Source organism: Microbacterium canaveralium (assembly GCF_047238045.1).
Taxonomy (GTDB): Bacteria; Actinomycetota; Actinomycetes; order Actinomycetales; family Microbacteriaceae; genus Microbacterium.
Genome location: NZ_JBDFMA010000003.1, coordinates 855,804 through 868,000 on the forward strand (window position 1 = coordinate 855,804; position 12,197 = coordinate 868,000).

General features: G+C 70.4%; 11 protein-coding genes and 1 riboswitch. Of the genes, 1 reads left to right on the top strand and 10 read right to left on the bottom strand.

Translation table 11 applies throughout. From position 1 onward, the window contains the following. The first annotated feature begins 32 nt into the window (after nucleotides 1-32). Nucleotides 33-1,925 (top strand): phosphoenolpyruvate carboxykinase (GTP), encoded by a 1,893-nt coding sequence (locus tag ABC271_RS04985; RefSeq protein WP_412923789.1) that lies wholly within the window; start codon nucleotides 33-35, stop codon nucleotides 1,923-1,925. Between the two features lie 282 nt (nucleotides 1,926-2,207). On the opposite strand, the gene ABC271_RS04990 is transcribed toward ABC271_RS04985, so the two are convergent. From ABC271_RS04990 to ABC271_RS05035, 10 genes are all read right to left on the bottom strand, one after another. Beyond that, nucleotides 2,208-4,088, bottom strand: coding sequence for an ABC transporter ATP-binding protein (locus ABC271_RS04990; protein WP_412923790.1), 1,881 nt, complete (start codon nucleotides 4,086-4,088; stop codon nucleotides 2,208-2,210). 19 nt (nucleotides 4,089-4,107) lie between these two features. After that, nucleotides 4,108-4,320, bottom strand: a complete 213-nt coding sequence (locus ABC271_RS04995; RefSeq protein ID WP_412923791.1) for an AsnC family protein — start codon at nucleotides 4,318-4,320, stop codon at nucleotides 4,108-4,110. A 117-nt stretch (nucleotides 4,321-4,437) separates the two neighbouring features. Then, complete coding sequence (locus ABC271_RS05000; protein WP_412923792.1) at nucleotides 4,438-5,892, bottom strand: MFS transporter; 1,455 nt, start codon at nucleotides 5,890-5,892, stop codon at nucleotides 4,438-4,440. Between the two features lie 177 nt (nucleotides 5,893-6,069). Beyond that, a complete protein-coding gene (locus ABC271_RS05005) occupies nucleotides 6,070-6,423 on the bottom strand; it encodes a Fe-S protein (RefSeq protein WP_412923793.1) in 354 nt (117 codons plus the stop codon). 83 nt (nucleotides 6,424-6,506) lie between these two features. Continuing rightward, nucleotides 6,507-6,980: a 6,7-dimethyl-8-ribityllumazine synthase gene (gene ribH, locus ABC271_RS05010; RefSeq protein WP_412923794.1), complete on the bottom strand. Its 474-nt coding sequence runs from the start codon at nucleotides 6,978-6,980 to the stop codon at nucleotides 6,507-6,509. Beyond that, nucleotides 6,980-8,248, bottom strand: a complete 1,269-nt coding sequence (gene ribA, locus ABC271_RS05015) for a GTP cyclohydrolase II (RefSeq protein ID WP_412923795.1) — start codon at nucleotides 8,246-8,248, stop codon at nucleotides 6,980-6,982. Before ribA ends, ribH begins: the two co-directional genes overlap by 1 nt. Then, the gene (locus ABC271_RS05020) at nucleotides 8,245-8,901 is read right to left on the bottom strand and encodes a riboflavin synthase (RefSeq protein WP_412923796.1); all 657 of its coding nucleotides are present in this window, start codon (nucleotides 8,899-8,901) and stop codon (nucleotides 8,245-8,247) included. The genes ribA and ABC271_RS05020 overlap by 4 nt, the downstream gene beginning before the upstream one ends. After that, nucleotides 8,901-9,932, bottom strand: coding sequence for a bifunctional diaminohydroxyphosphoribosylaminopyrimidine deaminase/5-amino-6-(5-phosphoribosylamino)uracil reductase RibD (gene ribD, locus ABC271_RS05025; RefSeq protein WP_412923797.1), 1,032 nt, complete (start codon nucleotides 9,930-9,932; stop codon nucleotides 8,901-8,903). Before ribD ends, ABC271_RS05020 begins: the two co-directional genes overlap by 1 nt. A 58-nt stretch (nucleotides 9,933-9,990) precedes the next feature. Then, a riboswitch (FMN riboswitch) is annotated at nucleotides 9,991-10,140 on the bottom strand. Between the two features lie 69 nt (nucleotides 10,141-10,209). Then, the gene (locus tag ABC271_RS05030; protein WP_412923798.1) at nucleotides 10,210-11,073 is read right to left on the bottom strand and encodes an Fpg/Nei family DNA glycosylase; all 864 of its coding nucleotides are present in this window, start codon (nucleotides 11,071-11,073) and stop codon (nucleotides 10,210-10,212) included. A gap of 91 nt (nucleotides 11,074-11,164) precedes the next feature. Beyond that, the gene (locus ABC271_RS05035) at nucleotides 11,165-12,187 is read right to left on the bottom strand and encodes an aldo/keto reductase (RefSeq protein WP_412923799.1); all 1,023 of its coding nucleotides are present in this window, start codon (nucleotides 12,185-12,187) and stop codon (nucleotides 11,165-11,167) included. Between the last annotated feature and the right edge of the window lie 10 nt (nucleotides 12,188-12,197).

Genomic DNA, 12,197 nt, shown 5'->3' on the forward strand with positions numbered 1-12,197 from the left:
CACCGAATTCGCTCTCAATCGAGGAGATCGACATGGCACTCGCCGACATCTTCGCCGGACGCCCCTCCGGCCGCTCCGCCGCAACGTCCGCGGTTCGGGCCACTCGCCCGGGGCACGGCATCCGCCCCTCCGTCGAGGGTCCGGGCCTGGCAGCGCTCACCGCCTGGGTCGACCAGGTCGCCGCGCTCACCCAGCCCGACCGCATCCACTGGGTCGACGGCTCCGCGGCCGAGAACGACGCGCTCCTGCGCGAGATGGTCGACGAGGGGAAGCTCATCAAGCTCAACCCCGAGTGGCGTCCGGGCTCGTACCTGGCCCGCTCGCACCCGAGCGATGTCGCCCGTCTGGAGTCGCGCACCTACATCGCCTCCGAGCGCGAGGAGGATGCCGGTCCCACCAACAACTGGATCGCGCCGGCCGAGATCCGTCAGACGCTGGACGGCGTCTTCGAGGGCTCGATGCGCGGACGAACGATGTACGTCGTGCCCTTCTCGATGGGTGCCGTGGGCGGGCCCCTCAGCCACATCGGCGTGCAGATCACCGACAGCGCCTACGCCGTGGCATCCATCGGCATCATGACGCGCGTCGGCACGTCGGTGCTCGAGCGGATCGCCGCTGGCGCGCCGTGGGTCAAGACGGTGCACTCGGTCGGTGCGCCGCTCGCGCCGGGCGAGGCGGATGTGGCGTGGCCGTGCAACGACGACAAGTACATCGTCCACTTCCCGGACACCCTCGAGGTGTGGTCGTACGGGTCGGGCTACGGCGGCAACGCGATCCTGGCGAAGAAGTGCTTCGCGCTGCGGATCGCCTCGGTCATCGGTCGCGACGAGGGATGGCTCGCAGAGCACATGCTCCTCATCCGCGTCATCGACCCGAAGGGCAAGGCGTACCACGTCGCGGCCGCGTTCCCGTCGGCGTGCGGAAAGACGAACCTCGCGATGCTGCGCCCGACCATCCCCGGCTGGCGCGTCGAGACCCTCGGCGACGACATCACCTGGATCCGTCCCGGCGAGGACGGGCGGCTCTGGGCCATCAACCCCGAGGCCGGCTTCTTCGGCGTCGCCCCCGGGACCGGGGAGTCCACCAACGTCACCGCCGTCGAGACGCTGTGGGGCAACACGATCTTCACGAACGTCGCGCTCCGCCCGGATGGCGACGTGTGGTGGGAGGGACTGACGGACGAGGCTCCGCCGCAGCTCATCGACTGGGAGGGCAACGACTGGACCCCGGCATCGGGGCGTCCGGCCGCTCACCCCAACTCGCGCTTCACCGTCGCCGCCGCGCAGTGCCCGCAGATCGCGGCCGACTGGGAGACCCCCGAGGGCGTTCCGCTGGATGTCATCCTGTTCGGCGGTCGTCGCGCCACGAACGTGCCGCTCGTCCTCGAGGCCACGGACTGGTCGCACGGCGTCTTCCTCGGCTCGACCGTGTCGAGTGAGAAAACCGCGGCCCAGGAGGGCACCGTCGGCGAGCTCCGCCGCGACCCCTTCGCCATGCTGCCCTTCTGCGGCTACAACATGGGCGACTACTTCGGGCACTGGCTCAAGGTCGGCGAGAAGCTGCGCTTCGACCGCGCCCCCCGGATCTTCCAGGTGAACTGGTTCCGCAAGGGCGACGACGGTCGGTTCCTCTGGCCGGGCTTCGGCGACAACGCGCGCGTGATCGACTGGATCATCCGCCGGGTCGACGGTCAGGTCGAGGCGGTCGACAGCCCGATCGGCCGGCTGCCCCGCGTCGAGGACCTCGAGCTGTCCGGTCTCGACCTGCCGGCCGCCGACCTCGAAGAGCTGTTCTCGATCGACACGGAATCGTGGTTGGCCGAGGCCGACCTCACCGAGGAGTTCTTCGACACGTTCGGCAGCCACCTCCCGGCGCCGCTCCGCGCCGAACTCGCCGCGCTCCGCTACCGTCTGCAGCGCGCGTAGCCGCATCGACCCGCTCGCCCCGCCCGCCGCGTCGCGGTGCGGGGTGGGCGCACGCTCGACGCCCCTCCCTGCTCTTGGCGCGCGGGAGGGGCGTCGTCCTTCCTCCGCGCCCCCCGTGCGCCTTCCGCGGGTGGCGCCGCCGCGCCCCCCGTGCGCGTTCCGCGGGTGTTCTCCCGCGAGACTCCATCGCGCCGACGATTCCCTTGCAGCCTGCGCCGCATTTGTCGGCGCGATGAAGTCTCGGCGACCCGACAGGGGCACCGAGGGGGCAGAACGCGGACCTCAGACGAGGAGCTGGTGCTTCGCGAGCTCGCGGTAGAGGGGGACGGATGCCACGAGCTCGCTGTGCGTTCCCTGGCCGACGACGCGTCCGTGCTCGAGGACGACGATGAGGTCGCTGTCGACGACGGTCGAGAGGCGGTGCGCGATGACGAGCAGCGTTCGGCCGGTGGCGACGGCGTCGATGGCCTCGCGCATGCGCTGCTCGTTCACGCCGTCGAGCGACGACGTCGACTCGTCGAGCAGCAGCACGGGAGGAGCGGCCAGCAGCGCCCGCGCGATCGCGAGCCGCTGACGTTCGCCGCCGGAGAGCATGACCCCGTCCTCGCCGACCGGTGCGTCGACGCCGAGCGGGCTCCGCTCCAGGACGTCGCCGAGGTTGACCGCGCGGAGCACCCGCTCGCAGTCGGCGTCGGATGCCTCGGGCGAGGCCAGCCGGAGGTTGTCGGCGATCGTGCCGGCCAGGGTCGGGGCGTCCTGTTCGACGTAACCGAAGCGTGCGCGCAGCGCGTCGCGGGGCAGCTCGCGGGCGTCGATGCCGTCGACGAGGATCGCTCCCGCCGTCGGGTCGTAGAACCGCTCGACGAGCGAGAGCACCGTGCTCTTGCCGGCGCCGGACGGCCCGACGAGGGCGACGCGCGACCCGCGCGGAACGGTGAACGAGACCCCGCGCAGGACCTCGTGCTCAGTCTCCTCCGCCTCGACCGCGGTCTCGTCCGCCGCGCGGTCGAGATGCGCCTGGGCGAGCACGGAGCGCGCTTCCTTCGCCGCGGCCTCGCGCGCCTTGATGACGTGGTCGGGGTAACGGAACCGCACGTCGCGGAACTCGATCGCCGCGGCATCCGCCCGGGGTTCCGTCGCGCCCGGCTGGTCACCGTCCTCCTCGAGCGGAAGGTCGAGCACCTCCTGGATGCGGCCGAGTGCGCCCAGGGCCTGGTTGACCGACGTGATCGCGCCGATCGCCGAGGCGAGCGGCTGCACCAGCAGGAACAGGAAGATGACGAAGGTCACGAGCGCGGCGACGTCGATGGCTCCGGATGCCACGCGGAAACCGCCGACGCCGAGCACCACGAGCAACGACACCTGGAGGGCGATGCCGGCGACCGGAACGATGAGGGCCGACACCTTCGCAATGCGCACCCCCGCGCCGTACGCCTCGGTCGCGGCACCCGTCACCGACGCGACCTCGCGCTCGGTGGCGCCCGCGGCGCGGATCGTGCGGATCGACCCGACGGCGCGCTCGACCCCGGATGCCAGCTCGCCCACCTTCTCTTGCTGGGCGGCCGACGCGGCACGGATACGGGTGCTCAGGATGCCCACGGTCGCGATCGACGCGCCGAGCACCAGCACGATCAGGCCCAGGAGCAGCGGGTCGATGAACGCCATGGCGATGATCGCCCCGACGAGGATGAGCGCGTTGCCGACGGCATCCGCGAGCCCCTGTGTGAGGACGGCGTAGAGCAGCGTCGTGTCGGTACCGACGCGCGAGACGAGGTCACCGGTGCGGCGCGCGTCGAACTCGCTGACCGGCAGGTGGAGGATGCGCGCGATGAGGCGCCGTCGCGACGAGTAGACGACGGCGGTGCCGGTGCGCTGCAGGAGGTAGTGCTGGTAGCCCGAGATGACCGAAGACAGAACGACGAACCCGACCAGGAGCCACACGAGCGCGCCGAGCGGCACGGACGCCTGAACGCGCGAGATGACCTGACCCACGAGGAGCGGCTGCACGAGCGTGGCTCCCGCACCGAGGATGCTCAGCACCCCCACGACGACGAGCGTGCGGGTGTGCTCGGTCAGGAAGGGCAGGAGTTGGCGGAAGGACGCGCGCGGGCCCTCGGGGGCGCGACGGCCGCGACGGCCGCGCGCGGGAGCGGACAGAGACATGCTCACCTCGTTCTGGGGATCAGATTCGACCGTACTTCTTATGGGCGGCCTGTTTGGTCACGCCGAGGGCGCTCGCGATGGCGAGCCAGGAGTATCCGCGCAGCCGAGCGCGGCGCACCTGCGCTTCTTCGAGACGCGCGATGTCCCGTCGCAGGACCCCGAGGCGTCGGAGCTCGGCGAGAGGCTCGTCGTCGCCGAGTCCGCCGAGGGCCGTGTGGATCGCTTCGCTCATGCCGTCAATCCTGGTTGACATCCTCGGGTGTGTCAACTCACGTTGACTTCGCCCTGAGTGAACGACGGATGCCACGAGGCCGGGGCCCCGTGGCATCCATCGATCCGGTCGCGGGAATTACGGCGCGGTCGCTCCGGCGGCGATGTTGGCGTCGTAGTCGACGTCCTTGGTCTCGGGCGAGAGCGCGACCGCGATGAGCGTCAGCACGCCCATCACCGACAGGTACACGCCGACGAGCCAGGGGTTGCCTCCGCCCGCGGCCCACAGGGCCACCGCGACGATCGGCGCGAGAGCCGCACCGAGGATCGACGACACGTTGTACGAGATGGCCGAGCCGGTGTAGCGGGTGTTCGTCGGGAACAGCTCGGGAAGCACGGCCCCCATCGGGCCGAACGTCGTGCCCATGAGCAGGAACCCGATGATGAGGAACGCCTGCACGTAGACCCGAGTCAGGTTGGCATCCGCCTGCGGCAGCAGGAAGAACGCGAACGTCAGGCCGAACAGGATGATCGCGATCGTGACGCCCGTGAGCAGGCGCTTGCGTCCGATGCGGTCGGCGAGCGGGCCGGACAGCAGCGTGAAGATGCCGAAGAACACGACGCCGATGATCTGCATGATCACGAAGTCGGTGTAGCCGAAGCCGAGGCCGGGGACGTACACGGCGGCATCGAACGGCGTTCCCGCTTTCTCGGCCGCAGCCGCGGCGCCCGCCGCGGTCGGCTTGGTGCCGTACGACAGCGTGAAGCTCGTCATGAGGTAGAACAGCACGTACGTCGCCAGCATGATGAACGTGCCGAGGATCAGCTGCACCCAGTTGCGACGGATGACTTCGCCGAGCGGGAACTTGCGGATCACGCCGCTCTTCTCGGCCTTGGCGAACGACTCGCTCTCGACGAGGCGGAGTCGCACCCACAGGCCCACGATGACCATCACGGCCGAGAACAGGAACGGCACGCGCCAGCCCCACGCGAGGAACTCGGCCGACCGCTGCGCGGTGCCGTCGGGGTGGGGAAGGGCGAAGTTGATGATGAGGAAGACGCCGTTGGCGATGATGAAGCCGATGGGCGCGCCCAGCTGCGGGAACGTGCCGTACCAGGCGCGCTTGCCCTTGGGGGCGTTCTCCGTCGCGACGAGTGCCGCCCCCGACCACTCCCCGCCGAGGGCGAAGCCCTGCGCGAGGCGCATGATCAGCAGAAGCACCGCCGCCCAGACGCCGATCTCGTTGACCGTCGGGAGGCACCCGATGAGGAAGGTCGCGACACCCATTGTGAGCAGGGATGCCACGAGCGTGGCCTTGCGGCCGAAGCGGTCGCCGAAGTGGCCGAACACGATCGCGCCGAGGGGACGCGCGACCATGGCCGCGCCGAAGACGCTGAAGGACAGCAGGAGCGAGGTCGTCTCGTTGCCGGTGGGGAAGAAGAGGACCGGGAAGACGAGGACCGCGGCCGTGGCGTAGGCGTAGAAGTCGTAGAACTCGATCGTCGTGCCGATGAGGCTCGCGGTGATGACACGCGAGCGGGGATTAGCGGGAGTCGACGAGGAGCGGGTGGCGGGGGACGAGGAAGTGGTCATGGGGGCCTGACGAGAGATCGAGCGATCGCGTCCGTCGTGAGGGCGCAGCGGTGGCGCGGAGTCGGAGACGGTGGTGTCGTGTCCGAACGCGCGAGGGGCACCGGGGGAGGACCATGGTGGGGGTCCAGACCCTCCAGTCTATGCGCTCGCTCAGAGGGCGTCGGCGCTGAGGCGGCGTCAGCGCCAGATGACAGCGATGGCCGCATTCGCCAGCGTCAGCGGGCCGATGAGCCAGAAGAGGATCGGCGGCACCGCGCCGGTGCGCTTCTGCCGCGCCGAACCGATGCCGAGGAGCGCGCCGATGACGATGAGCACGACGAGCTTCACACCGAGCTTGGTGTAGTTGAGGTCGTACTCCAGCCCCCAGGGAGCCGCGAGAGCGAGCCCGGCCACGAGCGAGATCAGAAGCCCGTAGCTCATGAGCCGCGTCACCTGGACGCGGCGCGCGACGGCCTCCGCGACCCATGCGCCGAACAACACCGCGAATCCGACGAGGTGGATGACGACGACGACGTGACGCAGGATCTCCATGCCCGTCACCTTAGGGATGCCGGCACCCCACCGCCAGCAAGGCGCGCCTCACCCCGCGGGGAGGCGCGCCGTGCGGGGGACGGTCAGCCGCGCAGGTCGCGCAGCAGGAGCGCGGTACGCAGGGCGGCGTCGGCCGCTTCGGCGCCCTTGTCCTCCTTCGAGCCGTCGAGTCCGGCCCGGTCCAGACCCTGCTGCTCGTCGTCGAGGGTCAGCACGCCGAACCCGACGGGCTTCCCGGCGTCGATCGCGACACGGGTCAGACCGTCGGTCGCCGCCGACGAGACGTACTCGAAGTGCGGGGTCCCGCCGCGGATGATGACGCCGAGCGCCACCACCGCGTCGGCGCCGCCCGCGAAGGCGGCGACCGCGGCCACGGGCAGCTCGAACGAGCCCGGCACGCGCACCACGCGGTACGTCGCCCCCGTGGCATCCAGAACTCGCTTCGCCCCGGCGATCAGGCCGTCGGTGATGACTTCGTGCCATGTGCCCGCGACGACGACGACGTTCAGTCCCGTCGCGTCGACGCCGCCGGTCTGAGGTGCTCCGCTTCCCGCCATCAGACGAGTCCTTCCTTCATGTGCGCGAGCGCGTCGCGCAGATCGTCCTCGTCGATGATGTGACCCATGCGGTCGCGCTTCGTCTCGAGGTACTGGTGGTTGTTGGGACCGACGCCCACGAGCAGGGGAACCTGCTCGACGACGTCGAGGCCGAGGCGGCGCAGTTGCGCGACCTTGTCGGTGTTGTTCGTCAGCAGACGCACCTGCTCGACGCCGAGATCGGTGAGGATGCCGGCGGCGGCGGCGTAGTCGCGGGCGTCGGCGGGCAGGCCCAGGGCCAGGTTGGCATCCACCGTGTCCAGGCCGCGTTCCTGCAGGCTGTAGGCGCGCAGCTTGTTGATGAGGCCGATGCCGCGACCCTCGTGGCCGCGCATGTAGATGACGATGCCGCCCTCGCGGTCGATCGTGTCGAGCGCTGCCTCCAGCTGCGGGCCGCACTCGCACTTGAGGGAGCCGAACGCCTCGCCCGTCAGGCACTCCGAGTGCACCCGCACGAGCGGAGCCTCGTCGGTGATCTCGCCCGACACGACCGCGAGGTGATCGGTGCCCGTCACGCGGTCCTTGTACGCGAGGAAGCGGAACGTCCCGTGCGAGGTCGGCACATGCGCTTCGGCGCGGAGGCTCACGCGCCGCCGGGGGACCGGTGCGGTCGCGACGGGCTCGGTCTCGTTGAGGTAGGCGATGAGCTGTTCGATCGTCACGACAGGAACGCCGTCGCGCTCGCCGAGCTCGATGAGCCCGGGCAGGCGCATCATGCTGCCGTCTTCGGCCACGACCTCGGCGATCGCGCCGACCGGCTGCAGACCCGCGAGGCGCATCAGGTCGACGGCCGCCTCGGTGTGACCCGCGCGCTCGCGCACGCCGCCGTCGACGGCGCGCAGCGGCAGGACGTGACCGGGGCGGATGAGGCTCGACGGGACCGACTCGGGGTTCGCCAGGACGTTGAGCGTGCGAGCGCGGTCGGCCGCGCTGATGCCCGTGCCGACGCCCTCCGCCGCGTCGACGCTGACCGTGTACGCGGTGCCGCGGGCGTCCTGGTTGACCTCGACCATCGGGGGGAGGTCGAGACGGTCCGCCCAGTCGGCGGGCATGGGCGCGCACACGTAGCCGCTCGACCAGCGCACGGTCCACGCGAGCCATTCGGGTGTTGCGAGCTGGGCCGAGATGATGACATCGCCCTCGTTCTCGCGGTTCTCGTCGTCGGCGACGAGGACGGGTCGTCCGGCGCGGAGGGCCTCGAGGGCCTCGGGGATGGTGGACAGGCTCATGCGGAGCCCCTCTCGGTCGATGCGGCCGCGGCCGCGGAGTTCTCAGTGGTGCGGAAGGCGAGCATGCGCTGTACGTGGCGGGCGAGGATGTCGGTCTCGAGGTTGACGGGTGTGCCCGCCTCGGCGCGGCCGAGAGTCGTCGCCTCGAGGGTCTCGGGGATCAACGAGACCTCCAGCCACGGCTCAGGGTCGCCGGCCTCGCTCACGTCGCTCACGGTGAGCGAGACGCCGTCGATGGCGATCGAGCCCTTGTCGACGACGAGCGGGGCGAGGTGGGCCGGGATGCCGATGCGCACCACGCTCCACTGGGCGCCGGGACGCACCTCGCGCACGACGCCCGTGCCGTCGATGTGCCCCTGGACGATGTGACCACCGAGGCGTCCGTGCGCCGCGGTGGCACGCTCGAGGTTCACTGGGCGCCCGGCGGCCACGCCGGCGAGCGTCGACATGTCCAGCGTCTGCTTCATGACGTCGGCGGTGAACCAGTCGGGTCCTTGCTCGACGACGGTGAGGCACACGCCGCTGACCGAGATCGAGTCGCCGTGGCCGGCGTCCGACACCGACAGGGGCGCCTTCACGGTCACCCGCACGCCGTCTCCGGCGGGCTCGACCGCGGTGATCTCGCCGATCTCTTCGACGATTCCGGTGAACATCAGGAATCTCCTTGGGTGTCGTGGACGGGACGGGCGACGACGCGGATGTCGTCGCCGAGGATGTCGATGGATGCCACCTCGAGCCGCCGCGCGGCCGAGATGTCGGGGACGCCGAGGTCGCCGAGCGCGAGTCGCGACCCGCCGAGCAGGACCGGGGCGACGTAGACCAGCACCTCGTCGGCGAGCCCTTCGCGGACCAGGGCGCTCTCGAGAGTCGGCCCGCCCTCGACGAACACGCGCTGGATGCCGCGGCCGCCGAGGTCGTCGAGGACGGCGGGGAGATCGCGGGTGGGGAAGAACAGCGCTTTGCGCGGGTGGCGACGCACCGCGGCACCCGCGGGGATCGGGGTTTCGCCCACGATCACGGGCACGGGTTGCGACGGCAGGAGCCCGCCGTCGGCATCGCGCGCAGTCAGTGCCGGATCGTCGCCGACGACGGTGCCGGTGCCGGCGAGGATCGCGTCAGCGGCGGCCCGGCGCTCGTGCACGTCGCGGCGCGCTGCGGGTCCGGTGATCCACTGGCTCGACCCGTCGTTCGCCGCGGCGCGGCCGTCGAGGCTCTGTGCCCACTTCACGGTCACCCACGGGCGTCCCGTGAGCTGCAGGTGCACCCAGTCGCGGATGAGCTCGGTCGCGGCCTCGCGCTCGAGACCCGCCTCGACGTCGACGCCCCCGCCGCGCAGTCGCTCGGCCCCGCCCGCCGCAGCATCGGTCGGGTCGTCGAGCGCGTAGACGACGCGCGCGACGCCTGCCTCCAGCAGCGCGACGGCGCAGGGACCGGTGCGACCCGTGTGGTTGCACGGTTCGAGCGTGACGACCGCCGTGGCCCCACGGGCGGCGCCGGGCGCGAGCTTCGACAGGGCGTCGACCTCGGCGTGCGCGGTGCCCGCTCCTCGGTGGTAGCCCTCGGCGAGGACGTCGCCCGCGGGGGAGAGGATCACGGCGCCCACCTGCGGATTGAGTCCGCGGGGGCCGTTCCGCGCGAGACGCAGCGCGTGGCGCATGGCGTCTGTTTCGGCGGCGGATGCCATCTTCTCTGTCCTTCCCGTCGTCAAACGGGGCAGGAGGGCAGGACGACGCAGCGCGCCGACCGTGCTACCTCCTATCCGGACTAGAGGAGATCTCTCGCCTCATCACCGTCGGTTCCGGAATTCCACCGGATCGGCCCCACCGCGTGATGCGGAAGGGTTCGCGGACTGTCACCGCCGGTTCGGATTCACACCGACCCCGGAGCACGTATTGCTTGGTCGAAGTCTAATCAACACCGCCGACACGGATTCATTCCCGCCGACTCGGGGCGAAACCGTGCTACTTCAGCAGCCGCGACAGTCGCCGGTCCGCGAGGATCTTGCCGCCCGTCTGGCACGTGGGGCAGTACTCGAGGGAGTTGTCGGCGAAGAACACGCTGCGTACCTCGTCGCCGCACACCGGGCACGCCTCGCCGCGTCGACCGTGCACGCGCATGCCTCGGCGCTTGGCATCCTTCAGATCCGCCGGAGGCTTGCCGCGGGCGGCCTCGATCGCGTCGGTCAGTGTGCTGATCATCGCCGCGTACAGCGTGTCGATCTCGGCGTCCGTGAGGGCGGCGGCGAGGGCGTACGGAGACATCTTGGCGGCGTGCAGGATCTCGTCGGAGTACGCGTTCCCGACACCGGCGATGATCGACTGGTCGCGCAGGACGCCCTTGATCTGGGTGCGACGGCCCGCGAGCAGCGCCGCGAACGCGTCGCGGTCGAGGGAGGCGTCGAGGGGATCGGGCCCGAGACGCGCGATGCCGGGCACGTCGACGGGAGAGCGGACGACGTACACCGCGAGCGACTTCTTCGTCCCGGCCTCGGTGAGGTCGAATCCCGAGCCGTCGTTGAAACCGACGCGCAGCGCGATCGGGGTCTTGCCCGGTTTGATGAGCGTCGTCGGCAGCGCGTCGTACCACCGGAGCCATCCGGCCTTGGCCAGGTGGAACACCAGATGGATGTCGCCGCCCGCGGTGAGGTCGATGAACTTGCCGTGGCGGTTGACGCCGGTGACGGCCGAGCCGACGAGCGCGTCGATCGGCGGGTCATACGTCTTGAGGGCGCTGATCGCCGACACGGCGGCCTTCGCGACCGTCAGCCCCGTGATGCGGCCGCGGAGGAACTCGACGAGTCCTTGAACCTCGGGCATCTCGGGCATGGGACACATCATGGCATCCATCCCCACCGGCGGGGAGGGGGTGGCGCGGCAGGCGGGAGGGTCATCGGGTCGTTGCCGATGACCCTCGCCCTCACGCCGCTGAGCGACTCGGGAGGGGGCGCCGTCGAAGCGGGGGATCGGAGACCTCGGGCCCGCGGTAGACCATGTCCATCGCGCCGATGGACTCGCCGGGCGGGACGATCTCGTCGATCCGGTCCAGAACGTCGTCGCTCAGGACGACGCCCACGCACGACAGGGTGTCCTCGAGCTGTTCCATCGTCCGCGGGCCGGCGATGGCCGCCGTGACTCCGGGGTGGCTGATCGCGAAGGCCATCGCGAGATGGGACAACGGCAGACCGGCATCCTGCGCCAGTTCCACCAGCTGCTCGATGACGGCGAGCCGGCGCTCATCGCGGAAGTGTCGCATGCCCGTCTGTGCGCGGAACGTCGCGTTCTCCTGCCCGGCGCGATAGCGGCCGCTCAGCGCTCCACCGGCCAGCGGGCTGTAAACCAGCGAGCCCATTCCGTAGCGCTGGACGACGGGCAGGATCTCCCGCTCGATCTCGCGATCGAGGATCGAGTAGTTGGGCTGCTCGGTGCGGAAGCGTTCGAACCCTCGGCGTTCCGCCGCCCACTGCGCCTCGACGATCTCCGAGCCCCGCATCGACGACGTACCGATCGCGCGTACCTTCCCCTGGTGGACCAGATCGGTGAGCGCGGACAATGTCTCTTCGATGTCGGTGTCGGGGTCGGGACGATGCAGCTGGTAGAGATCGATCCAGTCGGTGCGCAGATTCCGCAGAGAGCGATCGACCGTCTGGACGATCCAGCGCCGGGACGCACCGCGGTGGTTGATGTCGTCATCCACCGGTCCGAAGAACTTCGTCGCGAGGACGACCTCTTCACGCCGTCCCTGAATCGCCTCCCCGACCACCTCCTCGGAGTCTCCGTAGCGATCAGCCGTGTCGATGATGTTGATTCCGGCGTCGAGGGCCCGACGGATGATCCGGATGCCCTCCTGTCGGTCGGGATTCCCGAACGAGCCGAGCATCATCGCGCCCAGTGCGAGCGGCGTCACCTTGATTCCGGTGCGTCCCAGGTTTCGGTACTGCATGGCGTCTCCT